Origin of the sequence: Thermoleptolyngbya sp. PKUAC-SCTB121 (assembly GCF_016919485.1) — a bacterium.
GTDB classification, from domain to species: Bacteria; Cyanobacteriota; Cyanobacteriia; order Elainellales; family Elainellaceae; genus Thermoleptolyngbya; species Thermoleptolyngbya sichuanensis.
The window spans coordinates 2,969,691-2,994,960 of the sequence record NZ_CP070366.1 but is presented as its reverse complement, the minus strand read 5'-3'; the positions used below and the strand labels follow the sequence as shown (position 1 = coordinate 2,994,960).

The 25,270-nt window shown below is 52.5% G+C and carries 20 protein-coding genes; 6 read left to right on the top strand and 14 right to left on the bottom strand.

Annotated elements, in window-relative coordinates; translation table 11 throughout:
* Positions 1–315 precede the first annotated feature (315 nt).
* From JTM80_RS12285 to grpE, 6 genes are all read right to left on the bottom strand, one after another.
* The gene (locus JTM80_RS12285) at positions 316–2,493 is read right to left on the bottom strand and encodes a GAF domain-containing protein (protein ID WP_172356226.1); all 2,178 of its coding nucleotides are present in this window, start codon (positions 2,491–2,493) and stop codon (positions 316–318) included.
* 1,225 nt (positions 2,494–3,718) lie between these two features.
* On the bottom strand, positions 3,719–4,837 hold the full coding sequence (gene rsgA, locus JTM80_RS12280) for a small ribosomal subunit biogenesis GTPase RsgA (RefSeq protein WP_172356228.1): 1,119 nt from the start codon (positions 4,835–4,837) through the stop codon (positions 3,719–3,721).
* 16 nt (positions 4,838–4,853) lie between these two features.
* Complete coding sequence (locus JTM80_RS12275; protein ID WP_172356230.1) at positions 4,854–5,108, bottom strand: sulfurtransferase TusA family protein; 255 nt, start codon at positions 5,106–5,108, stop codon at positions 4,854–4,856.
* 9 nt (positions 5,109–5,117) lie between these two features.
* On the bottom strand, positions 5,118–6,248 hold the full coding sequence (dnaJ, locus tag JTM80_RS12270; protein WP_172356232.1) for a molecular chaperone DnaJ: 1,131 nt from the start codon (positions 6,246–6,248) through the stop codon (positions 5,118–5,120).
* A gap of 303 nt (positions 6,249–6,551) precedes the next feature.
* Positions 6,552–8,549 carry a molecular chaperone DnaK gene (gene dnaK, locus JTM80_RS12265; RefSeq protein ID WP_205369511.1) on the bottom strand — a complete coding sequence of 666 codons (1,998 nt, stop codon included), beginning with the start codon at positions 8,547–8,549 and terminating at the stop codon, positions 6,552–6,554.
* Positions 8,550–8,919: 370 nt separating this feature from the next.
* Positions 8,920–9,615: a nucleotide exchange factor GrpE gene (gene grpE / locus JTM80_RS12260; RefSeq protein WP_172356236.1), complete on the bottom strand. Its 696-nt coding sequence runs from the start codon at positions 9,613–9,615 to the stop codon at positions 8,920–8,922.
* A gap of 774 nt (positions 9,616–10,389) precedes the next feature.
* Between grpE and JTM80_RS12255 the strand changes: the two genes are divergently transcribed.
* From JTM80_RS12255 to JTM80_RS12240, 4 genes are all read left to right on the top strand, one after another.
* Complete coding sequence (locus JTM80_RS12255) at positions 10,390–12,393, top strand: GspE/PulE family protein (RefSeq protein WP_172356238.1); 2,004 nt, start codon at positions 10,390–10,392, stop codon at positions 12,391–12,393.
* Between the two features lie 107 nt (positions 12,394–12,500).
* Positions 12,501–13,631 carry a type IV pilus twitching motility protein PilT gene (locus JTM80_RS12250; protein ID WP_172356240.1) on the top strand — a complete coding sequence of 377 codons (1,131 nt, stop codon included), beginning with the start codon at positions 12,501–12,503 and terminating at the stop codon, positions 13,629–13,631.
* A 425-nt stretch (positions 13,632–14,056) separates the two neighbouring features.
* The gene (locus JTM80_RS12245) at positions 14,057–15,292 is read left to right on the top strand and encodes a type II secretion system F family protein (protein WP_205369506.1); all 1,236 of its coding nucleotides are present in this window, start codon (positions 14,057–14,059) and stop codon (positions 15,290–15,292) included.
* 149 nt (positions 15,293–15,441) lie between these two features.
* Positions 15,442–16,047 carry a hypothetical protein gene (locus JTM80_RS12240; RefSeq protein ID WP_172356244.1) on the top strand — a complete coding sequence of 202 codons (606 nt, stop codon included), beginning with the start codon at positions 15,442–15,444 and terminating at the stop codon, positions 16,045–16,047.
* 52 nt (positions 16,048–16,099) lie between these two features.
* Here the strand turns inward: JTM80_RS12240 and JTM80_RS12235 are convergent, their stop codons facing one another.
* On the bottom strand, positions 16,100–16,687 hold the full coding sequence (locus JTM80_RS12235) for a hypothetical protein (RefSeq protein WP_205369504.1): 588 nt from the start codon (positions 16,685–16,687) through the stop codon (positions 16,100–16,102).
* Positions 16,688–16,707: 20 nt separating this feature from the next.
* Positions 16,708–17,145 carry a DUF4079 domain-containing protein gene (locus JTM80_RS12230; RefSeq protein ID WP_172356248.1) on the bottom strand — a complete coding sequence of 146 codons (438 nt, stop codon included), beginning with the start codon at positions 17,143–17,145 and terminating at the stop codon, positions 16,708–16,710.
* 460 nt (positions 17,146–17,605) lie between these two features.
* On the opposite strand from JTM80_RS12230, the gene atpD reads away from it, so the two are divergent.
* Together atpD and atpC are read left to right on the top strand one after the other, a co-directional pair.
* Positions 17,606–19,063: a F0F1 ATP synthase subunit beta gene (gene atpD, locus JTM80_RS12225; RefSeq protein ID WP_172356250.1), complete on the top strand. Its 1,458-nt coding sequence runs from the start codon at positions 17,606–17,608 to the stop codon at positions 19,061–19,063.
* 126 nt (positions 19,064–19,189) lie between these two features.
* Entirely contained in the window at positions 19,190–19,603 is a 414-nt protein-coding gene (gene atpC / locus JTM80_RS12220) for an ATP synthase F1 subunit epsilon (RefSeq protein WP_172356252.1), read from the top strand.
* Between the two features lie 161 nt (positions 19,604–19,764).
* On the opposite strand, the gene JTM80_RS12215 is transcribed toward atpC, so the two are convergent.
* The 6 genes from JTM80_RS12215 to JTM80_RS12190 form a co-directional block, all read right to left on the bottom strand.
* Positions 19,765–20,445, bottom strand: coding sequence for a queuosine precursor transporter (locus JTM80_RS12215; RefSeq protein WP_172356254.1), 681 nt, complete (start codon positions 20,443–20,445; stop codon positions 19,765–19,767).
* 247 nt (positions 20,446–20,692) lie between these two features.
* Positions 20,693–20,785, bottom strand: coding sequence for a cytochrome B6 (locus tag JTM80_RS12210; RefSeq protein WP_068514956.1), 93 nt, complete (start codon positions 20,783–20,785; stop codon positions 20,693–20,695).
* A gap of 260 nt (positions 20,786–21,045) precedes the next feature.
* On the bottom strand, positions 21,046–22,221 hold the full coding sequence (locus JTM80_RS12205; RefSeq protein ID WP_205369503.1) for a hypothetical protein: 1,176 nt from the start codon (positions 22,219–22,221) through the stop codon (positions 21,046–21,048).
* Between the two features lie 111 nt (positions 22,222–22,332).
* A complete protein-coding gene (locus tag JTM80_RS12200) occupies positions 22,333–23,505 on the bottom strand; it encodes a transposase (protein WP_172353422.1) in 1,173 nt (390 codons plus the stop codon).
* Between the two features lie 87 nt (positions 23,506–23,592).
* Positions 23,593–23,742 carry a hypothetical protein gene (locus JTM80_RS12195; RefSeq protein ID WP_172356260.1) on the bottom strand — a complete coding sequence of 50 codons (150 nt, stop codon included), beginning with the start codon at positions 23,740–23,742 and terminating at the stop codon, positions 23,593–23,595.
* A 449-nt stretch (positions 23,743–24,191) separates the two neighbouring features.
* Positions 24,192–24,461, bottom strand: a complete 270-nt coding sequence (locus JTM80_RS12190) for a GlsB/YeaQ/YmgE family stress response membrane protein (RefSeq protein WP_172356262.1) — start codon at positions 24,459–24,461, stop codon at positions 24,192–24,194.
* Positions 24,462–25,270 lie beyond the last annotated feature (809 nt).

Below are 25,270 nucleotides of genomic sequence, written 5' to 3'. Positions count from 1 at the left end.
GCCATAGCAGGGTTCAGTGGCTTAGGATTTGTTCCACGACGCTTATATTCGAGGATTGAGCCTGATTGCCTGGCACATGTCCCGAAAGCCCAGAAACTGTGTTGTCTTGGAATCGAAACCCATAACCCCTAAATTGGAGCCGGAGGGCTTGGTTAAGGGGGGGCTTTTGGGTCACCGTCCCCTTAGGAGAAATCAAGGGCTTCCAGAGATGTGTCAGGCAATCAGGGATTAAGCTTCAAATTCAAAAGTTATTCCGTTTGAAACTCTTGGGTCGGGCTGCTGTGGACGTTGGGGTAAATGGTGATGGCTCCATAGCTACTGTTCTGCTTGGTTCAGTGCGCCTGAGGGTTTGAGATTCTCCTGCATGACCTTGTGCTGATGAATCGGAATTCTTATGTGAAATTCTGTACCCGTATCAGGCTGCGAGATGCATTGCAGCGTGCCATGATGACGTTCGCAGACAATTTGCTGACTAATTGAGAGTCCTAGCCCTGTACCTTTTCCGATAGGCTTGGTGGTGAAAAAGGGATCGAATAGTTTGGGTTGTAGTTTTTCAGGAACCCCAGGGCCGTTGTCGGCGATGCAAATGCAAACGTACTGGGGGCGATCGCCCTTAAGGGGATGGTGTTCGTGCAGTTGATCGCATTGATCGCACGGTCTGGGATCGCACAGTTTGGTTCGGATGGTAATGGTGGGTTGGCGCAGACTATCGACGTCACTACTCATTCCTTCTTGAATTGCCTTTTCTCTTGCTCCAATCTGCTCCTCTAGGGCATCAATGGCATTGCTGAGCAAATTCATAAATACTTGATTGAGCTGGCTAGGATAGCACTCAACTAGCGGCAACTGTCCGTACTCTTTAATCAACTGAATATTGTTCGCAGGGTTAGAAACCGACTTGGGTTTCAAGCGATATTGCAGAATGAGGAGTGTGCTTTCTAGTCCTTCGTGTAAGTCCACTACTTTCATCTCCGCTTCATCCAGCCGTGAGAAATTCCGAAGGGATAACACAATACTGCGAATTCGCTCAGCCCCAACTTGCATAGAAGCTAAAATTCGAGGGAAGTCTTCTATCAGAAAATTCAGATCAATCTCTTCAGCGCGATCGCCCACTGCGTTAACAGGTTCTGGATAATGCTTTTGGTAAAGTTTAACTAACTCCATGAGGTCGTGGGCATAGCGGCGAGCGTAGCTTATATTGCCGTGAATGAAGTTAACAGGATTATTAATTTCATGGGCAACCCCAGCTACAAGCTGCCCCAAGCTTGACATTTTTTCACTTTGAATCAACTGGGTTTGTGCTTTTTTGAGATGATCTAATGCAGCCGCAGTTTCCACAGATTGCTGTTGAGCTTGAGCCAGTAGTTCTGCCTGCTTTAGCGCGACACTAAGCTGGGCTGCAATCTGCCTAGCAAATTCAATTTCTTCCGCTTCCCAGAAGCGCGGTTCAGCACATTGATGAACACACAATAAGCCCCACAGATAACTTCCTTGCAAAAGCGGTAAAACCAAATTAGCACGGATTTGAAAGCGTGACAGTACGTCAATATGACACGCTTGAAGACCTGCTGAATAAATATCAGCAACTGCCTGAAATTGTCCCTGATGGTAAGCATCAGAGTAGCGATCGCCAAAACAGTGATCCTGAACCTTTTCCGCTAAGACTGATGCATAGCCCTGCCCAACACTCTCTGATACAAACTCTCCATCATTCCAGTTAGAATCAGGCGCAAATCGAAAAATTGCAACTCGATCAGCCCCAAGCAACTGTCTAGATTCAGTTGCAGCCGTTCTAAAAATAGTTGCCAAATCCATTGGCTCTCGAATTCGAGAAACCACCTTAAATAAGGCTTTCTGCTGCTCTGACTGAAAGCGTACTTTGTCCAGTAAACTGGCTTGCTGAAGTGCGACACCAAGATGTGTAGAAACCTGCTTGGCAAACTCGATTTCGTCAGATGTCCAGGTGCGAGAACCTGAGCATTGATGAACGCAAAGTAGACCCCAAAGTGTTTCTTCTTTTATTATTGGTACAACCAAATTGGCGCAAATTTGAAAGTGACTTAAAATCTCAATATGACACTCTTTCAGACCTGCAGATCGAACATCACTAACGGCTTGTATTCGTCCTTTGTGATAATCAATTGCGTATCGCTCACCAAAGCAGTGATCGTGAACCTTTTCTAATAAGACTGATTTAAACTCAGGGGCAACATCTTCTGCTAAAAACTCGCCATCATTCCAACCAGAATTAGGTTCAAAGCAAAAAAGAGCGACACGATCTGCACTTAGAAGGCGGCGAACCTCAATTGCGGCCGTCTTAAAAATTGTGTTTAGATCTAAGGATTCGCGAATTTTTGTAATTACTCGAAACAGTGCTTTCTGTTGTTCCGCCTTAGAAATATCTGCCCAATTCAATAGATTTTGCCGGAGTTGCTCAAAAGCAGCATCGCTACTACAGTAGGCTCGCAGTTGTTCTAGTTGTTGTTGGTTCATAGAATAGCGTGTTTGAGAAAAAATTGCCGGTTTGCATACCCTACCTCTAGAAGCCCCTGATTGCTTATTGAAACTGCCTCAAATGGTCTTTTCTATGAGTTTATCAGCCGCAGATTAGATCTATGAGTCAGGGCTTTTGAGTCAGCGCTTTTAGGACTCATGCAAGATAAACAGGGGCAATAAGCATAGAAACCAATACAAGCTGATGAGGAGATTTCGAGAAGGTAGCTGTGCTGGTTGCCTGACACAAGTCCCGAAAGCCCAGAAAATTCGTTGTCTTGGGATCGAAGCCCATAGCTCCTGAGTTGGAGCCGGAGGGCTTGGTCAGAGGAGCTTTTGGGCCAGCGTCCCCTACGAGAAATCAGGGGTTTCCAGAGATGTGTCAGGCAGTCAGGGTAGCTGTGAGTCTAACGGAATCGACTTTACAGAATAGAACAGTGCATTAGAGGAACCAACAGAGAAACAATTGTTAGGAACTATAGCTGATCGATAAGATATTAGTCATTATTCAACATTTCATCACCCTCCACGTCATCATCTGTTACAGCAAGTAGACGGACACTAGATTCACTGCCGGATAGGCAAGACTAGGCGTAGGCTCAGTCGATAGACCTTTAGGTTAACCAGGACTCAGGGTTCGCTATCTCATGGGAGTCCTGGCAACGCTTTGCAGTATTCTCCATAGAGGCTTGTCAGGTTTCATGCTGTGTTTGGCTGAACACGGCTTATTATTTCTTCAGGTTTCCCAACAATGATTGCAGAATTAACATAAAAGTTTAAGCGGTTTAGAGGTTGACTCTACGATTTTATGCTGAACTTTTCTTTACAAAACTTATCTTTAAGTCAACCATTTTAATATGCATCCAAGAAATAGTTTTATGTTAGGCATGTTAAGTACTTGGCAATCGCTTTCAGCACGCAGGCTCGTGGCTAGTCTTGCGGTTACCAAATCGCTGGGGATTTCTCAGCAGAGCAAACGCATACTAACGCGAACTTAACGAAGACAGGACTTACGCAGTTGGACAATTTCTCGCGGGCGCAGCCCGCGAGAAATTGTCCAAAACCCAAAGAGCTTATCGCAAGTGCGTAAGTCCTGGAAGAAATGAGGGGTTAAACGGTTAGCGCCTGCAAATCGCCTCTAATTTTTTGCAATAAGATGTCCTAAAGTCGCCCTTATCGCGAAAGTCTTGGCGTATACGTTTGTCTTGGATTTCTCAGAGTTCGGCTAGTCTACATCTATATCTGCACCATCTGCATCCCAGTTCTTGAGACGCTGTTTCTCAACTCGCCGTGAGGGCTGGCGATACTTCTTGCGCTCTAGCTTTGGCTCGATTTCGGTCTGGCCGTCTTGGCGACTTTTTTGTTTGGTGGTGGCTTCGGTATGGCGGGTGCGTTCCTGGGCCTCTTGACGGGCGATCGCCTCTTCTAGAAAAATCCGATAGTGTTCATAGCGCTCCCAGTCGCCCCGAACGGCGCAGTCTGGCTCTTCCCGATGCAGGCAGTTGCTAAACTGGCAGGCGGCTTGCGCCATTCGCTGGCGGGCTTCTGGGAAGTAGTGGGCCAGCTCCCCCGGAGTGCAGTCTAGATCGGGCTGATTGAACCCAGGACTATCGGCCAGCAGCCCGCCCGCTGGCAACTCAAACAGTTCGACGTGGCGCGTGGTGTGGCGGCCCCGCTGGAGTTTGCCGGAGACTTCCCCCACACGCAGATTGACCGCTGGAATCAGCGCGTTTAGCAGGCTGGATTTGCCGACGCCAGATGGGCCAGAGACGACGGTGATTTGTTTTGCCAGGTCAGGGGCAAGTTTGTCTAGCCCAATATTTTCGCGCACGCTAATCATCAGCGGCAAATAGCCCCACTGTCGCAGGCGATCGCCCCACGCCACCAGTTCTACCTCCGTCAGCAGGTCGCATTTATTCAAACACAGGCACACCGATAGCCCTGTGGATTCGGCCTTGACCAAAAAATGGCTGAGTTGGAAGGGATCGAGTGCGGGTTCTGCCAGGGCAAACACCAGCAAAATCTGATCGGCATTGGCAATGGGCGGACGATCCAGTTCGGAGCGACGAGGAAACACTTGGGCGATCGCCCCTCGCTGCCCGGCCCAATCGGGTTCTTCAACTTCGACGCGATCGCCCACCCAAACCTGCTGCCCGATTTTTCGCAGGCGCGATCGCCGGGTACATAGCAGCATATCCCCGGTGTTTGGCGGATAGCAGCCTGGGTCTAGCCGCACAAAGTAGTAATTAGCCTGCACCGCCAGCACTGTACCCGTGATCCGTTGCGACCCCACCTGCTGAACCGTGGCCTCAACGAGCGACTGGGGCTGGCAATCTGCACCCATAACTCTGCACCTATAACTAGGGACGGCGAATACTAAGGGCAAAATAAGCGCCGTCTCCGCTTTGTCGCTCCTGCACTTGCTCGATCGGGTATCCTTCCATTCGCAAGCTATCGGGCACCTGCTCCATCGGCTCTCCTGGATCAAGCCACACTTCTAGGAGCGACCCAGCAGGCATTTTTTCTAGACGCAGCTTGGTTCGCACAAAATTTAGCGGACAGGGCGTGCCGCGCAGGTCAAGCTGGATATCTGGGACTGGGGAAGATTCCGTCATGCATCCTGCTCAAGACTTGTGAAACAGATTGTCCAGGAAGCCCATGCCGCCCTTGCCGATGCGATCGCCCCGCAGCTTGGCAAGCTCCTCCAGCAGCTTCCGTTCCTCTGCCGAAACGCGAGTGGGAATATCAACCTGAACCGTAATCAGATGATCGCCCCGGCTAGTGGGGTTTCCCAAACGAGGCACGCCGCGATTCTCAAGCGTAATCACCGTTCCGGGCTGGGTTCCGGGCGGAACAATGGTTTCCACGGGCCCATCGACCGTATTTACCTCTAACTTCGAGCCAAGAATCGCTTGCAGGTAGCTAATCTTCAGGTTCGACAAAATGTTAATGCCGTCCCGCTGGAATTCCGCGTCGTCGTTGACAAACAGAAAAACGTAAAGATCGCCCGGTGGGCCACCCCGCATTCCTGCATCTCCCTCAGAAGAAATGCGGAGCCGCGTCCCATTGTCCACGCCAGCGGGAATCGTAATTTTGAGCTTTTTGGCTTCCTGTTTCTGTCCGCTGCCGCCACACACGTCGCACTTTTCTTCGATCATCTGCCCACTGCCGTTGCAGGTGGGGCAGGTAGACACCTGAGTAAAGCTGCCAAAGGGAGTTCGGGTGGCCCGCCGCACCTGCCCTGCGCCGCCGCAGGTTGTGCAGGTTTTGGGGCGTGTCCCCGGCTTTGCGCCCGATCCGCTACAGTTGGTGCAGGTTTCTAGGTGACTGATGCGAATTTCCTTTTCGCCGCCAAAGATGGCCTCACGAAAGTCTAGCTTCAGGTCAAGGCGCAGGTCTTCGCCACGGGTGGGTCCACTGCGACGACGGGCCTGCTGACCTGGAGCCGCACCCGCAAAGTTTCCAAAGAAGCTCTCGAATAGATCTGCAAAGCCGCCTAAATCGGTAAAGTCTTGATAGCCTGCGCCAGCCGCAGAGCCAACGCCTGCCTCACCAAAGCGATCGTAGCGGGCGCGAGTTTCTGGCTCTGAAAGCACTTCGTAGGCGCGGTTAATTTCTTTGAAACGTTCTTCAGCGCCTTCCTCTTTGTTGACATCGGGGTGATACTTGCGGGCAAGCCGTCGATAGGCTTGCTTTAGCTCCTCTTTGTCGGCATCGCGAGAGACACCCAGAATGTCGTAGTAGTCACGGGCCATAGAACGCTGCTGGGGGTTGAGTAATTTGGCGTGAATAGAGTCGGGGAAACCAGGTCAGCGCCGTACAAACAGGCGATTCGGCCACCCAATTCCCCACATCCTACATCGTAACGAATTGTTTGCGATCGCACCCTGTCATTGAAGTGGGCATTACCGAACCAATCCCCCCATGTAGCAGCGGCTAGCCTTTGAAGCCTCTGCCAACCCGGAGAAATTGGCAAACCAGAGACTTTCGGGAGTCAACGCCCCTGAGACGTGCAGCGCAACCAATGCCCCTCAAGCGGGAATACGCGATTCGCTGTCCTAATCCACGGCCTCGTAGTCAGCCGTCACGGTTTCGTCTGTCTCGAAGCTGAAGTCGTCTCCGTTGACTGCTTCTGTAAGTTCCGGTTCTCCACTGCCGTTGGGCCAGGCAACCGTGGGATCGTCATAGCCGTCTGGGTCACTGCCATAGCCTGCATAGTTGCCGTTCGCATCTGATCCATGATGCATAGCTTGTTGATACATCGCCGAACCAATTGCAAACAGGGCATGTTGGAGCGCATCCAAGCGAGCCTTCATGGTGTCTACATCCAGCGTCCGATCGGCGACCGCCGCTCGCAGTTCTGCCACTTTTTCAGCAGCCTCTGCTTTATACGCTTCGGGAATCAAGTCGCCATTCTCGCGAAGCGTCGTCTCATAATTGCTGAACAGGATATCGGCCTGGTTGCGATATTCCACTAGCAGACGACGGTTCTGATCTTCTTCGGCATAGAGGTCTGCCTCCATCCGCATCCGTTCCACTTCAGACTCGCTGAGTCCGCCTGTGTTGGTGATACGGATCGTTTGCGCCCGACCTGTGCCCTTGTCGCGGGCGCTGACTTGCAGAATACCGTCTGCATCGATTTCAAAGGACACCTCGATCTGCGGTACGCCACGTGGGGCAGGCGGAATCCCCGTCAGTTGGAACTTCCCAAGGCTCTTGTTGTCCTTCACCATCGCCCGTTCCCCTTGCAGAACATGGATCTCGACCGAGGTCTGTCCATCGGTTGCTGTGGAGAAGGTCTGGGTTTTGCTAGTGGGAACTGTGGTGTTGCGCTCGATGATGCGAGTAAACACGCCGCCGAGTGTTTCAATCCCCAGCGAGAGTGGGGTTACGTCCAGCAGCAGCAGGTCTTTCACCTCACCACCCAAAACGCCTGCTTGAATTGCCGCACCCAGTGCAACCGCCTCATCGGGGTTGACAGAGCGATCGGGAGCTTTGCCGTTGAAATACTTCTTGATGGCTTCTTGAACTGCTGGAATCCGAGTAGAGCCGCCTACCAGCAAAATGCGGTCTAAATCATCCGCGCTCAGTCCGCAATCCTTCAGCGCCTGCTCGACAGGTTCAAGCGTGCTTTCGACCAGATCATTCACCAGTTCTTCAAACTTGGCGCGGGTCAGCTCCATTTCCAGGTGCTTTGGCCCAGTTTCGTCGGCTGTAATGAACGGTAGGTTGATGGTTGTCGTGAGCATACTCGAAAGCTCGATCTTGGCTTTCTCCGCAGCTTCGCGCAAGCGTTGTAGCGCCATCTTGTCGCTAGAGAGGTCGATCCCTTCTTGCTGCTGGAAGCTAGACATGAGCCACTGAACCAGCACATTGTCAAAGTCATCGCCGCCCAGGTGGTTGTTGCCAGAGGTGGATTTCACCTCAAACACACCGTCACCGAGTTGCAGCACGGACACATCAAACGTCCCGCCGCCCAGGTCAAACACCAGCACGCTTTGTTCCTGATCCTGTTTGTCCAATCCATAGGATAGAGCCGCAGCAGTTGGCTCGTTGATAATCCGCAGCACTTCTAGCCCTGCAATAGTGCCTGCATCTTTGGTGGCCTGGCGCTGGGCATCTGTAAAGTAGGCCGGTACGGTGATAACCGCCTGGGTGACTGGTTCTCCTAAATAGTTTTCAGCGTCCTGCTTCAGCTTTTGCAGGATCATGGCGGAAATTTCCTGGGGTGTGTAGGAACGTCCGCGAATTTGCACGTCTACCGTGTCATCTTTCCCCCGGACGCAGGTGTAGGGGACTCGGCTTTGCTCGTCGGTTGTGTCGTCCCAGCGTCGCCCGATAAACCGTTTAATGCTGAAAATGGTGTTTTCGGCATTGGTCACAGCCTGACGCTTGGCGAGCTGCCCTATGAGCCGCTCACCGTTCTTGCCAAAACCAACAATGCTAGGAGTGGTGCGTCCTCCCTCTGAGCTGGAAATGACAACGGGTTGACCGCCCTCCAGGACAGCAACACAGCTATTCGTTGTGCCCAGGTCGATGCCAATGACTTTTCCCATAATTTAGCTAGTAGCGGCTATCAGATTTCAAGTGAATGAGTCGGAGACCAGAAGCTGATTCAACTCTTAGCAAGTATTCCGCAATTGTTCGGGAATTTAATCAGTCGCGCTTAAAAATATTTCTAGAGGCTCCGCAAAAAACAGGAGATTTGCCGAATGGTGGGCTTTTCAGGCTGAGTTTTTGGAGCGAGTCTACCTGGATTTTGCTAAAGACCTCTTGGCTTAGTCAGGTTTAATTGAGTCGCTCAGGACGATTGTTGAAAAGCGCTCACCTCTCACACAGTTCGTCTACTACACAATGGTCAGCTATCCACATCAGTTATACACAGTGGTCAGCTAGAAGATTCTTGAGCGGAGTCTTGGTCTGGTTTTATCCCTCAGATGACGTGTCGGCGCTGCTGCTGTCGTCGGAAGGCTCGACAGCAGCGGCAACCTTGACCATTGCATGGCGCAAGACGCGATCGCCCAGCATATAGCCCCGCACTAGTTCTTCGATAACCGTGCCCTCAGCGTATTCTTCGGACGGCTCCCGCATGACGGCTTCGTGCAGGTTTGGGTCAAACTCTTTGCCCTCAGAGCGCATTGGAGAAACGCCGATGCGCTTGAGCCGTTCTACCAGATCTTTGTAGACTCCCTGATAGCTTTTGTGAATCGCCATGCCTTCGTCGCCCTGGGGCTTGATCTGCGATCGCGCTCGTTCAAAGTTATCGACGACAGGCAGCAGTTCTTCAACGGTTTTGCACTTAATTTGCTGCTCTAGGTCTTCCTTCTCCTTTTGGGTGCGCTTGCGGAAGTTCTCAAAATCCGCCGCAATCCGCTTGCAGTGATTTGTCCACTCTTCAAGCTGCTGTTCTAGCGTCGCCACTTTTTGATTTAGCTCATCGACGAGCGCCGAAGAATCTCCGCTGGGAACCTCCGCGACGACCTCCACCTGAGGCTCAGTCGATGCTTCGACCGTCGAGGCAGACGGATCGACTGCTTCGGTATTCATGACTTCGCTTTCCACGCCATTGCTTTCAGCGGACACGTCATCACCCTCCATCGGTTGCTTCTCTTCTTCGATCATGCTTGCCTAACGGATGTCGTTTTGTGAACTGGACAAAATCTGAGTCGAAGGGGCTGTTGCTTCGGGGTCGAGCCTTGAGCAGCCCCTTCGGAAGCTTTCAATCAAGAGTCTGAAATCGAGCCTGTTGTAGAACCTGGCTTCTTAGCCTACTCATCTTCTTTCTGAAATTAACCCTTCGTCGCCCTTCTTCTTGATGTACTCTTGCAACGCTTCTACTTTTTATGTATTGTGCCTCAGGTTTTAAGAATTCTGACGCGACAGACGAAATATCTCTTATTCCCAATATCCCTAATATCAGAAACATCAGAGCGATCGCCCGTACCTATACAACTCAACCAAACGGGCAAACCATCAGGTCTGAACCGTTTATCTCAGTTTGTGTAACGGATGAGTCTGGGCTGTGCTATACAGAATGCATCGATTCACCAGCCCATCAGCTACCTAATCCAGAGTACCCTAACGACGATAGTTTATTGACCTATGTGGGGAATACTGGAGGCATTCGTGATAGTCCACGCTCGTTCAGGGCATTTGTTCAGACGGGTTATAGGCAATGGGTGAATCTGGCGATCGCCCGTCGTAACGAATCCAGTCAGGCTCTCCAGCCAACGTTCGGAATGCCCAATTTGCCTTTCATAATCCAGTTCCCATAACCCAGCTTTAGAACTTGTAAACCGCAGGTTCACTCTTGCTTCCTCCAGCAGCCCCAGACACCCTCTGGCATTAGCGCTGGGACAATACTCTATACAGGCTATAAACCTCTCAGCAGCAGCTATGGCTAACTCTTCATCCCAACGTCGTGCCCTTGTTGTCCAGCATAATTTTTCGCCCTTCAGCAACAAGCTCATCCAGGCGGGCTACGTCAACAACGACCAAATGCAGCAAGCCCTGGTGGAAAGCCGCAAAACAGGGCGACCGCTGACGGATGTGTTGGAGATGATTACAGGTCAGCAGTTGCCGCCTGACCTGCTGCGCCAATATAAGAAGCAACAGCTTTTTGAACTTAAAATTCTCTACGGAGTTGAATCCCTCGATCCGGAGATCAACGAAATTTCGACTGCCCAGGTTGGGCAACTCATCGATAGTCTCATTCCCGTCGATCTGTGCCGTCGCTATCGCCTTGTGCCTCTGTCGCGCACCGAAAGCGAACCGCCCGCAGTGCTGATCGCAATGGTCGATCCCGATGATCTGGCTGCACAAGACGACCTCAACCGCATTCTGCGTCCGCAGGGTCTGGGGCTAATGCGGATGGTGATCACGGTTGAAGACTATCAGCGGATCATCTCCCAATATCTAGATGAGCAGGTCGAACGCCAGAAGCAGCTCGAATTTCAGTCCAAGGTGGATGTGAAGGCAGATCTTGAAGGGCTGGATTACCTCGATCTGGAGGAACCACCCGACGATATCGAAGCCAACTTGGATGCTGCCCTTCAGGATGCCGACGCGGCCCCTGTGATCGCCTTGGTCAACAAAATTCTGGTGAAGGCGCTTCAGGAAGGGGTTTCCGATATCCACATCGAGCCGCAGGAAGAACATCTCCGCATTCGCTTTCGCAAAGACGGCGTGCTGCGGGAGGGACTGGAGCCGCTGCCCAAGAAAATCGTTCCGGCGGTCACCGCTCGCTTCAAAATCATTGCTGATCTAGACATTGCCGAACGCCGGATGCCCCAGGACGGGCGCATTCGCCGGATTTTTGACGGGCGCAAGGTGGACTTCCGGGTGAACACGTTGCCCAGTCGCTACGGCGAAAAGGTGGTGCTGCGGATTCTCGACAACTCCGCTACTCAGCTGGGGCTGGACAAACTGATCACCGACCCAGAAACGCTGCAAATTGTGCAGGAAATGGTATCGCGTCCCTTTGGTCTGATCCTGGTGACGGGGCCGACTGGATCGGGTAAAACGACAACGCTCTATTCTGCCCTGGCGGAGCGCAATAGTCCCGGCGTGAACATCAGCACTGCCGAAGACCCGATTGAATACTCCCTACCGGGGATTACCCAGGTGCAGGTGATCCGCGAAAAAGGGATGGACTTTGCCTCGATTCTGCGAGCCTTTCTGCGGCAAGACCCGGACGTGATTCTGGTGGGTGAGACTCGGGATAAGGAGACGGCGAAGACGGCGATCGAGGCGGCACTGACGGGACACCTGGTGCTGACAACGCTGCACACGAATGACGCTGCGAGTGCGATCGCCCGTCTCGAAGAAATGGGCGTAGAGTCCTTTATGGTGTCTAGTTCGCTGATTGGCGTGCTGGCTCAGCGCCTCATGCGCCGCGTCTGCCCCGACTGCCGTATTCCCTACAGCCCTAGCCCCGAAGAACTGGCCCGCTTTGGCCTGTCGGCTTCTCGCGAAGCAGAAGTGACCTTCTATAAGGCCAACGAACTGTCACCTGACGAAATTCAGTCCGCCCGCGCCCAAAACACCCTCTGCCCCACCTGCAAGGGCAGTGGCTACAAAGGACGCTGCGGGGTATACGAAGTCATGCGTGTAACGGAGCAAATCCAGACTCTCATTACTGAAGGCGCACCCACCGAGCGAATCAAGGAAGTGGCAGTAGACGAGGGCATGAAGACCTTGCTGGCCTATAGCCTAAACCTGGTGCGCGAGGGCAGCACAACGCTTGAAGAGGTAGAGCGCGTCACCTTTACCGATACGGGATTGGAGGCGGAACTCAAAGCCAAGCGCAAGAGTTCGCTGACTTGCCGCAACTGTGCTGCTGAGCTACGCCCCGAATGGCTAGATTGTCCCTATTGCACTACCCCCCGCTTCCAGGATTAGCGCCGCTGTTTGCCCTAAGTGCTACTTGCCCTAAGCGCTAGCTGTTCCCAACTTGTCTTAACTTAGGCACAACTTAAGTACAACCCTGCATAGAAGGAGCCACCCACATGGAATTGATGATCGAAGACTTGATGGAGCAACTGATTGAGATGGGCGGGTCGGATATGCACCTGTCGGCTGGATTGCCGCCCTACTTCCGCATCAATGGCCACCTCGCCCCCATCAACGACGAGCCGATGACCTCGGAGCAATGCCAGCGGCTGATCTTCAGTATGCTTAACAACACCCAGCGAAAGAACCTGGAGCAAAACTGGGAACTGGACTGCTCCTACGGTGTGAAAGGTCTGGCCCGCTTCCGGGTGAACGTGTACAAAGATCGGGGCACCTACGCCGCCTGTTTGCGGGCGCTGAGTTCCAAAATTCCTAGCTTCGAGAAGCTAGGTCTGCCGGACGTGGTGCGCGAAATGGCGGAAAAGCCCAGAGGACTGATCCTGGTGACGGGGCCGACGGGTTCCGGAAAAACCACGACGCTGGCGGCCATCATCGACCTGATCAACCGCACCCGTGCAGAACACATTCTGACTGTGGAAGACCCCATTGAATTTGTCTATGAACCTGTTAAAAGCTTGATCCACCAGCGGCAGCTTGGGGAAGACACCAAGAGCTTTGCAAACGCGCTGAAGGCGGCTCTACGGGAAGACCCAGACGTGATTCTGGTGGGCGAGATGCGGGACCTGGAGACGATTTCACTGGCGATCTCGGCGGCCGAAACTGGACACCTCGTGATGGGAACACTGCATACCAGTTCTGCTTCCCAGACCGTTGACCGGATGATCGACGTGTTCCCGGCTGAGCGTCAACAGCAGGTGCGGGTGCAGCTTTCCAACTCGCTGGTGGCAGTGTTTAGCCAAACGCTGGTGCCTAAGAAGAATCCGAAGCCCGGTGAATTTGGGCGAGCGATGGCACAGGAAATCATGGTCGTTACTCCGGCGATCGCCAACCTGATTCGCGAAGGCAAAACCGCCCAAATCTATTCCGCTATTCAAACGGGCGGCAAACTGGGCATGGTCACGCTGGAGAAGGTGCTGGCTGACCTATACAAAGCGGGCACAATCTCGTTTGAATCGGCTATGTCGAAAACCTCTCGCCCCGACGAACTCCAGCGGCTGATCGGCGGCGCAATGCAGCAACCCGCGCCGGGTGGTGCGCGTCCGGGTGCGCCCGTGGGCACTCGATAGCACCGTTCTGGCAGTGTAGAACATACTCCAGAACAGCTAGAACAGCAGCCCGAAGGACGTGTTCCATCCTGAGGAACTGGTTTCATCAGGATGCTGTTCGTCCAAAGTGTCCTCATATGCTCCTCTAGTTTTTCTACTGATAGGACTTACGCAGTTGGACGATTTCTCGCGGGCTGCGCTCGCGAGAAATCGTTCCAAGCCCAGGAAACCTATCACAAGTGTATAAGTCCTGCTGATTCAAAGTTTGGCTAGAGTTGTGTCATTCTTTGCGAATTTCACTAAACTGCTAGGTATCGAAATCGGTATCGAAAAATTAGGTTTTGGATAAAGTGGAACTCAAGAACCTTGCCGATTAGCAGCCTTGCCGTTCGACCGTTGGCGAACTTCCTGATTTACGTCGTCTCGTATCTATCTCCCTCCCCGCTATGCAAACCTATGTTGTTCGCGCCCGCGACTCTAAGGGCAACCCAGTAAAACGCAAAATCAGCGCTGCCTCTCCCGCTGAAGCGCGAACCACGCTGCGGGAACAGGGCCTGTTTGTGCAAGAGTTGGCTGAGGATCGCAGTCTGTTTGAAAAGCTCAACACGCTTGATCTCAAGGACATTCAAAACTCTTTTGCAAAGGTCACGGTTAAGGATAAAGCTGTTTTTTCTCGCCAGTTTGCGGCATTGGTCAACGCAGGCGTGGCGCTGGTGCGCGGTCTGGGAGTGTTGGCAGATCAGTGCCCCAATCCCAAGCTGAAAAAGTCGCTCCAGGCCATTAGTGCAGATGTGCAGCAGGGAACGAACCTGTCGGATTCGATGCGTAAGCATCCGGAGTGCTTCGATGACCTGTATGTCAGCATGGTTCAGGCTGGCGAAGTCGGCGGTGTGTTGGATGACGTGCTGAATCGGCTGTCTAAACTGCTGGAAGACATTGCCCGATTGCAGAACCAGATCAAGTCTGCAATGGCGTATCCGGTGACTGTAGGAATTATTGCTATTCTGGTGTTTTTGGGCATGACAATTTTCTTGCTGCCCATTTTTGCCAATATTTTTGATGAACTGGACGCAGAGCTACCTGCGTTTACCCAGTTCATGCTGAATATTAGTAACTTCCTGAGAACGCCGATTTATCTGATCGCGCTGGTGGTTATTGTGGTTCTGGGTGCGTTCGCCTATCGCCAGTATTACAAAACCCGCGTGGGTCGGGAAACAATGGATCGCTTTTTCCTCAAGATGCCGCTGTTTGGCGATCTGGTGCAAAAGAGCGCGACGGCTCGCTTTTGCCGGACGTTTGGGGCGCTTTCTCGCTCTGGAGTTCCAATCTTGACTTCGTTAGAAATTGTGCGCGATACGGCAGGCAATCAGGTAATTTCTAACGCCGTGGATGAGGCGCGAAAGGAGGTGCAGTCGGGCGGCATGATTAGTCTGGCACTCCAGCGGGAGCAGGTGTTTCCACTGATGGCGATCCAGATGATCAGTATTGGTGAGGAAACGGGCGAGATCGACTCGATGCTGATGAAGGTGGCAGACTTCTATGAGGACGAAGTGGAGCAGGCTGTAAAGGCGCTGACTAGCATCATGGAACCAATCATGATTGTGTTTTTGGGTGGCATGGTGGGGTCGATTCTGGTGGCGATGTATCTGCCGATGTTTGCGGTGATGGACAATATTAAATAGGCAAAATTAAATAGGCAAAAGAACAGGCGAGGACACACAAGCGCTGCTTCTTGCCCGGACAACCTATCTTTTAGTAAGAACTCAAGCAAGATGCAGAGAGAGGGCGGACGAAACTGGAGCGATCGCCCTCCTTCGATTCATCTAATCCTATGGCGAACCTGCAACTGCGCTATGAAGAACTGCTAGCTGAGTATAGCGACCATCGGGGGGCGATCGCCCTACTCAAGCAATATCGCCCCTACTTGGAAACTGTGCCCAGTATGCGCCGCCCTGACGACAGCGTGATTACAATTCCGCTGCCTGTGGTGCGCGTGCGGCAGGCGGGTGTGTCGGCAGAATCGGGCGGGGCAACGGTGTCGGCAGGTGAGGTACTGCGGTTGCCCTGCGATGTGGCGATTCTGATGTGCGACCCCGAATGGCAGGTGAAAACCGGGCCAGAAATCTTCGTCTTTATCTATCGTCCCAATGAGGACTTTTCGGAATTGCTGAGCCGCTGGCGGCGCACCCAAGTGCTTCTCGACAAGGGCTATGAATGGCTGATGCCGCCGCGTCACAAGCACATTCTGAGTGAAGCGGCTGAAGAAACTCACCCGCTGTTTGTGGTGTTTCAGGACACGCCGGAGCGGATTCGTCGGGGGCTGCGGGGCGCTGGGCTGCCGTTTGTGGTGCAGGCGATCGCCGACTGGCCAGAGGACGAGGATGAGCCTCTCGCGCCGGAGCGGTCTTCGTCAGAAGTTCTGGAAACTGAAGAATAGAGGTCTATCCAGAACAGAGGTCTATCCCGGAAATTCGCTCTGGCATTGGGCATTAAGCAGGCATCCCAACAGTCAGCGCGGTCCAGATTGTCCAGGCGTCTATCAACAGCAGCAGGAGCGTCAGCCCCAGCAAAATTAGATACATCCACGGCTGAGACAGTGGGCGCACGTCGGTCGTGTCAATGCCTGTCTTGGTCTGCACCAGCGACACTAGCCGAGCAAAGCCTGCCACCCGCATCGGCAGCAGCTTTGCCTCGCCTGCTTGAGTCAAAAAGTAGTAAACCAGCCCGCCCTGGCCGGTGGAGCGCGGCTTGAGTGATGTAATCTCTGACCAGTCGAGGCTCCAGCCCTTTCGCAATAAATCGGGAACCCAGCGGGGATAGGCAACCTGAATCCCCGTGTTGGTTACGATCACTCGCTCGCTGAGGGCGGCATAGAGAGCGATCGCCCCCAGCCCCAGCGCTACTGCCAGCGCACTCGGCGGCACGGGCGCCTGGGTCACCTTTGCCAAAAACGGCAGCGGCACCGTCAGCGCGACATAGAACAGCAGCAGCGTCAAGCGGATCAGCGGCGAAATGCGGAATGCCTGCGGCAACTCTGGCAACGGCGGAGATTGCGATTCAGCAGAAGAGGTAGCCATAGAACTCAGAGGTGAAAAAACTAGGGCAGGTATTTTTGCACTACGCTCCAGCCCGACAGAGAGACGGCGATAAAGCCCAGGAACAGAACCAGATTCGTGCCTACATGGAGCGATCGTGCCCAGGGACGTTCGGCTCCAATCTGCATGGCGCTACCCGCAGACAGCAGCACCAGCGCCACCACCGTCAGCCCTGCGACCAGATGCACCGAATGCCCCAGACTGCCGTAGTAGCCCAGCGTCCCCACCAGCCCAATCGTTAGCAGCAGCAGCACCAGCAACACCAGCAACCCGCCTAACGCTAGGTGGAGCGATCGCAGCCACCCTGGTCTGGGGAACGCCTGACGACGACTACGCCGCATCCAAACCCCGCTGATTCCCAGCAGGCTATAGGTCAACAGCGATAGCCCCATCGACCAGGCCGCAATGCGCCAGAGCCAGAGAAAAGAAGGAAGGTTCAAATTACCGTCCAGGATAGATACATAGATCCTTTACGCAAGCCAGGTTGCCAGATGGCTAGCACCTAGCAATTATCCTCATTATTGGCGATTTGGGGGACTGGTTGAACAGTCGGTGAAGCAGAAGTGTTGAACGCAATGTTAGCAGGGCAAGTTCATAGCTGAATCCAGTACAAAAGATCTATAATTCTGCCTGTAATGACCTACTTATTGCTTCCATTCTCAATAATCCGCCTCTTGAGAGTGCTTTTTGTAAAGTTTTACCATCAAGATTCAACACTTCTGTCGGTGAAGGTCTGAAGCAGCTCTGATGAGGTGGCTACAGAGCGTCGTCACTGGAGATTCTAAAAATTTTGAGAACTTTTTGTGACAGGTTTAGTGATAATCTGAAAAGTGACAATTTTACGTTATGTTAAAGCTGTCACGAACCCCTCAAAAAGCTGATCAGACGATAGGCGAAAGCATGGTCACCACAGCAGAGAAAACTAATATTGGCTACATTACTCAGGTCATTGGGCCCGTCGTAGACGTGCGCTTTCCCAGTGGCAGCCTGCCTCAGATTTATAATGCATTGACGGTTAAAGGACAAAACGCCGCTGGGCAAGAAATTTCGGTTACCTGCGAAGTGCAGCAGCTTCTAGGTGACAACCAAATCCGCGCCGTGGCAATGAGTTCAACCGACGGACTGGTGCGGGGCATGGAGGCAGTAGACACGGGCGCACCCATCAACGTGCCTGTGGGAACGGCAACGCTGGGAAGAATTTTTAACGTACTGGGTGAGCCGGTTGATAACAAAGGTGATGTGGCAACGCAGGAAACACTGCCGATTCACCGCGAAGCTCCCAAGCTGACCGACCTGGAAACCAAACCCTCGGTGTTTGAAACCGGGATTAAGGTGGTTGACCTGCTCACTCCCTATCGCCGGGGGGGCAAAATTGGTCTGTTCGGCGGCGCTGGTGTGGGCAAGACCGTGATCATGATGGAACTGATCAACAACATTGCGACCCAGCATGGCGGTGTGTCGGTGTTTGGCGGCGTGGGCGAACGCACCCGCGAAGGCAACGACCTCTACAACGAGATGATTGAGTCGGGTGTAATCGACAAGGACAACCCTGCCAACTCGAAGATTGCGCTGGTGTATGGCCAGATGAATGAGCCGCCCGGAGCGCGGATGCGGGTGGGTCTGTCGGCGCTGACGATGGCAGAATACTTCCGGGACGTAAACAAGCAGGACGTGCTGCTGTTTATTGACAATATTTTCCGGTTTGTGCAGGCAGGTTCTGAGGTGTCTGCGCTGCTGGGCCGGATGCCGTCTGCGGTGGGCTATCAGCCGACGCTGAGTACTGACGTGGGGGCGCTGCAAGAGCGGATTACCTCGACCCGCGAAGGTTCGATTACCTCCATTCAGGCGGTGTACGTGCCTGCGGACGACTTGACCGACCCCGCCCCAGCAACGACCTTTGCCCACCTAGATGGAACTACAGTGCTGTCTCGCGGCTTGGCCTCCAAGGGCATTTATCCGGCGGTAGACCCGCTGGATTCTGCCTCAACCATGCTCCAGCCGGATATTGTGGGCGATGACCACTACAACACGGCTCGTGCGGTGCAGGCAACGCTTCAGCGTTATAAAGAGCTTCAGGACATCATTGCGATCCTGGGTCTAGATGAACTGTCGGAAGACGATCGCCTGACGGTGGCCCGCGCCCGCAAGATTGAAAAGTTCCTGTCGCAGCCGTTCTTTGTGGCGGAAGTGTTTACGGGTGCCCCTGGCAAGTACGTGACACTCGATAAAACCATCCAGGGCTTTAAGAAGATTCTGGCGGGTGAACTGGATGATCTGCCGGAAGGGGCCTTCTACATGGTGGGCGACATTGACGAGGCGATCGCCAAGGGCGAAAAGATGAAGTCTGAAGGCAAGTAATGTTTTGAATCGCTGGGTATGTGCAGTTTACGCTGTACATACCTGGCTTGAGATGATCCATAGCGCTATTTCTTTAACGCTATTTCCTTCGACTCGCTTTTGATTCTCTAACCCCAATTCAACGTTATGCCGCTAACTGTTCGAGTCATTGCGCCAGACAAAACGGTCTGGGATTCTCCGGCAGAGGAAGTGATTCTGCCCAGCACTACGGGTCAGCTTGGCGTGCTGAGCGGACATGCACCCATGCTGACGGCTCTGGATACGGGCGTGATGCGCGTCCGTGCGAATAAGGACTGGGTGGCGATCGCCCTGATGGGTGGCTTTGCAGAGGTCGATCAGGACGAGGTTACGATCCTGGTGAACGGTGCAGAGCGTGGTGATGCGATCAACCAGGAAGAGGCGCGGACTGCCTTTACTGAGGCTCAGGCCAAACTTAACCAGGTTCAAAGTGGTGGTTCCCGCCAAGACCAACTTCGTGCGACGCAGGCTTACAAGCGGGCTCGCGCTCGGTTCCAGGCATCGGGTGGCATGGTGCAGTAGCCAAACGCCTGGTTCGATTCATTCTCGTTTCATCTCACCCAAACGCGATGGGCAGACTCTAGTTCAGCAAGGGTCTACCCATCGTGTTTTTGTTTTCTCGCTTTTTTGATCGGCTAACATTGGCTAACGACTGTTGGTCTGCCGAGGCTTCGTTTCGTGGTTTATTGGTGCGTTTGCGACAGGTGGAACGGATTGAAGTTGGTGTTGCGATCGTAGTAGTCCTCCTGTTCCTCCTGCTTGAGCCAGCCTGTAATCGCGTAGGTGGCAGGGGTGAAGAGAATTTCCACGCCGCACTTAAATAAATAATTGGACACGATGAGCGGCCACAGCAGGGAGTTTGGCACGACCCCTGTGAAGGCGATCAGCACAAATAGCCCGGTGTCGAGCAGTTGCCCAATTAGCGTGGAGCCGATGGTGCGGAGCCAGAGCCAGCGTCCTGCCGTGCGAATTTTGAGCTTTGCCAGCGTGAAGGAGTTGGAAAACTCTCCCGCAATGTAGGCAATCAGGCTTGCTGCCACGATGCGCGGCGTTTGCCCCAGAATGGTTTCATAGGCGGACTGGTTGCCCCAGTCGGCGGCGGGTGGCAGCGCCCCCACAATGGCGAGCGTGATTGCCATGACCAGCGCTGACACAAAGCCCAGCCAAATCACTCGGCGCGATCGCCCATAGCCGTAGACCTCAGTCAAGATGTCGCCAAAGATATAGCTGAGGGGAAATAGAATCGTGCCGCCGTCGAAGGTAAGCGGACCAAGGGTCAAAATCTTGGTGGAGGCAATGTTGGAGATTAACAGCACTGCGACAAACAGCGCGGTAATGGTGTCGAGATGCTTGAATGCACGCATAGAGTCAGTCGGGGGATAAGAATGAGGGGTTGTCGGCTCCGGAGCGCCAGCGCGAGCGGGAGTGATTCCACGCAGAAAAGCTGGCATTTCAAGCCGCATGGGCTGAAGGGCCAGCTTTTTTGGGGAATGCAGGTGGCGGATCGCTATACGGCGGATCTCTATAAGATATGGCGGAAAGATGTGGCGTATCAAGATATGGCGGATCGCTGCGAGGGTGATTGCGCTCAATCCGCTTGTTCAAGGCAACCTAAATCAGCTTCACTGTCCGCAGCGCGTAGTACAAACCAATTGCGCCACCAAAGGCGATCGCCAGCATTAGCACGTAAGCAACAAATCCCATTGCAACTATTCTCCTTCACCATCAAACTGGGTTGTTCTTTCTTCAGGACTTACGCACTTGCGATAAGCTCTTTGGGTTTTGGACAATTTCTCGCGGGCTGCGCCCGCGAGAAATTGTCCAACTGCGTAAGTCCTGTTTCTTATTGAAACATTGATTCGGGGTTTGAAACCGTTTTCGCTGCCGGTGCTTGAACCTGCAACCCGCTCAACACGCTATGTATGCTCCGTATGCGTGACGTGAGGCGGGTCAATAAGCCGAAGTCAGCGGCCTCCAAACCCAGACTTTTGCTTTGGTTTACCCTTTGCCTTTTTCTTGGAAGAACTGCGGGTCACGTCTTGCAAAGCTTCTTCAAACAGCGTTTGCAAATGCATCGGCACACTGGCTATCTCCGGCAGCGTGGGTTCTACAGATTTACCAGCGCCTACCAGAACCTCGTCCAGTTCATCCAGTGTAAACGATGGGCGATCGAGGCAGCGTTGCAAAGCCTCCGTCAATGGCTGGGGATAGTCTTCTGCCATGCAGTGCCAAACGTAGGTGTTCACTGCATCTTCTTTCAGATATTTTTGAAGAATTTGGTCTGCTCCTGCCGTTGCCGCTTCATCTGTGGATTCAAGCAGTTGGGTCAGTCGCGCATAGTCTTGCAAAAAGGCTTGACCCCAGCGGGGATGGACGAACACAGTCACCGCTTCTGCCCAACGCAGATCATCTGGCAAATTGATCGGCGGCATCACCATTTTGATAGATTGATTGCTATTGAGCAGGTGGTTGACTGCTCCACTTTCTTCTCCTAGTAGCTCTGCCGACTCCGCCACATCTTCTTCCGAAAGACCTGCTTCGTTGACCAGTTCTTTTAAGGATTTAGAGGCATCAATCCCTGCTTCTCCCAAGCGGCGTTGAGTCATTTCGTCCTGATAAGCTTTGAGCTGCTTGTTCAACTCTTGCCCCGGCAGGGTTATGCGATTTGTTCCAAAGAATTCCACAAAGTATTGACGATATCGCTCTACGGAAGTCCAAGCTTCTTCTAATAGCTCTGGTGCGTCGCCATAGAGCTGATTGGGAAACCAGTTTTTGAAGTTGCCAATGGCGACTGCGAGCTTGGGTTTTCCTAATTTTCCAAGCAGCATCAAGGGGCCGGAGAATATCCACTGATCTGGTGTTTCGGGCCAGAGGCGGGTCACGACAATCTCACCAAGGCTGAGGCGAGAAAGTTCTTCTGAAGAGTGGAGCCGATCTGGCTTTGCCCAGTAGTATTTTTCCGTGAGCCAATTCATCACCTCGTAGCGATCGCCCTCAGCTTGCAACACCATAAACAGTCCGTTAAAGGTCCGTTTCCAGGATTCGACTAACGCCTGATCGTCCTGCGATCGATTAGAGATATTCTGAGTAAAAATATCTAGCACGGATTGCCCATTGACCTGCCCCTCCGTCAAAAACATGTCAATCGCCAAATCGGTGCGGCTGATTCCCTGGAGGTTTGTGGCTGCCCAATGACGGAGCTGATCAGCGCTGTAGCGTTCTAGGGCGATCGCCCTGCTTGACTGACAAAACTAAGAAGCTGGAATACGGCTGAGGACAGTGAATTCACGCTTTAGGGAGTCATCGTGTTGTCGCCTTGATGCGATGGCAGGTTGAGGGTCAGGTGAACAGGAGAGGAACTGATAAACGTGAATCTTCCACTGGTGAGTGATAGCCAGCCGAATCCAATTCCAGCCCAGCTTGAGATAACTCATGCCGCGCTTCCAGTGAGCATCGACTTGGCGACGCTTGCCGGATGCGACCACTTGCACCCCTTGGAGAACTAAGAACAGCATCGTCAAGGCGATTACCCCACACAACTGGGAAAGGGCAACCTTGTCTCTGAGTCTGGAGGCTTCGAGATTAAACCCGTTGGACTTCAAATCCAAAAACGACTCCTCCACCTGAAATCTCAGTCGATATTGGGCAAACGTCTGCAAGTTCGTCGGCTCATCACTCACAATTGTCCAATTCTCGCTGCTGAGTTTGTCGTGGGCAAAGGCAAGGTAAACATTGTCGTAGGGCTTTGTTCTACCCACCGACACTGCAGGCGTAAAGTAAGCTTGTCCTGGTTGCAATTGAACCGACGATACCTGGCGCCACTGCCCTTGGTGCTGAAATTGGAAGGAGCGTTTGATGCGGATGCGGAAATGCCAACCCAGATTCTCCCGGAGGTATTTCATCAACTTGCCATCGGCAAACCCTCGGTCTGCCAAAAGGACAATCGCGACACCCTCGGGCATCAGCCGTTGCGCTTGCCGCAGTACCCGTTGAATCGTCCACAACCTGACGGTGCTGCTTGATTGCGCCACCACTTTCCAAGCGACCGGAACCGTTCTTCCTCGGTACACCACTGCGACCCAGACGATGCAGAAACAATTCCATACGACCGTTGTATCGAGGCTTAAGTAGAGTCGTTGGGTCTGCCAGTTGGACAGAGCCTGCCCAATCAGCGCATGATGAGCGGACGCGACATTGATCCGCCGATTCGACAACCAGCGGCGAAACCGGCGTTGGTGGGATTGAGCCATTTGAGCGCGACTCCTCACATACACCCCAAATCCATTGAGATGAACGTTTTGGCTTCCAATCATGCCAATGATCATCCAGCACAGTGTTTGCAGATGGCGAGCATCCTGCCACTGAATGTCGCATTGACGCAGAAAATCATTCAACGCATCATAAAGACGGGAAGTCGGTGACATTGATTTGACTGGTTTGTGTGGTTACTTCTCAGCCTAAATCATGCTCTGCTTCCCGCATGGCTTTCGTTCCAGCTTTAACCTGTTTTGTCAGTCAAGCAGGGCGATCGCCACATCATCTTCCGCATCCAGCACAAAGTCTCGCAACTCCTGCCTTAAGGACTCGGCTTTTGCTTCTGCTTCAGATTTAGAAGATTTAGATTGCTGAAGGAATTCGCTCATTAGTAGGTCGGTTGACATAGCTCAAGAAGAAGGGTGAAAACTATCGATATACCTAAAAAAATATCTGTTCCAAAATATCTACTGCTGAAAAAGAGCAGCTTGTATTAGCCTGTCTCAGTGGCGCTGCCAATGAAATAGGTAAAGGCACTTAATATAATTGACGGGCAATAAAATCAAAATCTCAACACTCAAAATCGACGGCTATAAAAGTGGTGTCTAAAAACCAATTTCAGAAAATGACGTAGGGCAACCATCCTGACTGCCTGACACATCTCTGGAAACCCCTGATTTCTCGTAGGGGACGCTGGCCCAAAAGCTCCTCTGACCAAGCCCTCCGGCTCCAACTCAGGAGCTATGGGCTTCGATCCCAAGACAACGAATTTTCTGGGCTTTCGGGACTTGTGTCAGGCAACCAGGCAACCATCCTAACAGTTGCCCTAAATCATGCTGCTGGCGAAGGACTGTAATTAGACAGCCCGACGAGTCGCGGAGTAGTAAACAAACAGTGCAATAATCGCGCCCAGCACGGCAATAAAAACACCACCAATGCTAAGTCCGGTAGCCGTGAGCGCTAGAGTGCCTGTCGTGATCAGGTTGTAAAGGCTACCACCCACAAATGCACCAATCACACCCAGCAGCAGTGTGCCTAAAATACCGCCGCCTTGATGACCCGGATAAATCGCTTTGGCGATCGCACCGGCTACCAGACCCAACACGATCCAAGCTAGAAGGTTCATAGATAATCTCCTAAAGTTCAACAGGCTTTTGAATGCCCTTTCGTTCATAGCTAAACAATATCGAATCTGTCTTGTGAGTAAGACCATCTGAAGACGTAGTTCGCTCTTATCTAAAGAGAGACTTGGTTTCTATAAGCTTTAATTTCAGACATTTAAGTGGAAATGTTATGCAACATTTCCCTGCATAGTGGGGTAAAGACTTTTTTCAAAGACTCCCTTTTAAGAACAAGGATTTTGTGACTGCTAATTCTTCACTTGCTTTAGAAACTCGCTTCAGGGTCGTTGACAGTAAATGGATACCCTTTTGTAGGATGTGTTAGCGCTAGCGTAAAGGGTCAAGATTTTGCGGTGCGGCTACGCAAAACAGCACCCTACAGCCCGATTTATTGATGTTGACCCACTTGATGGGTTGCAGCGCAGTTCTGAAGTACCTGTTGCGGCAGGTCATTTGTCGCTTTGACTAGCTGCGGATAACGCAAATACTCAAATCGACGGAGTTCTTTATTGGCAGGACTTTTGGAGATGCAGTGTATTTTCTGGACTTAATTTGGACTATTTTTTTAACCCGTGTTGGGCGGTCAGGCAACGCTAGTCTTCTGAACCGATAACGTTGTAGCGATCGCCCTGCTCCGGTGAAAAACTCTGGCGTTTTGCCGCCTCAACCCTAACACAGCCCGTGCGGAAGAGCGCAGAAGTTTGATTGCAACTTCAATTGTCAGATCCGAATAGCGGAGTCGAGTCATATCCCTAAAGAGTATTAATTTGAGACTAAAAATCCATTTTCAGGACTCATTTTAAGATTAAAAGTC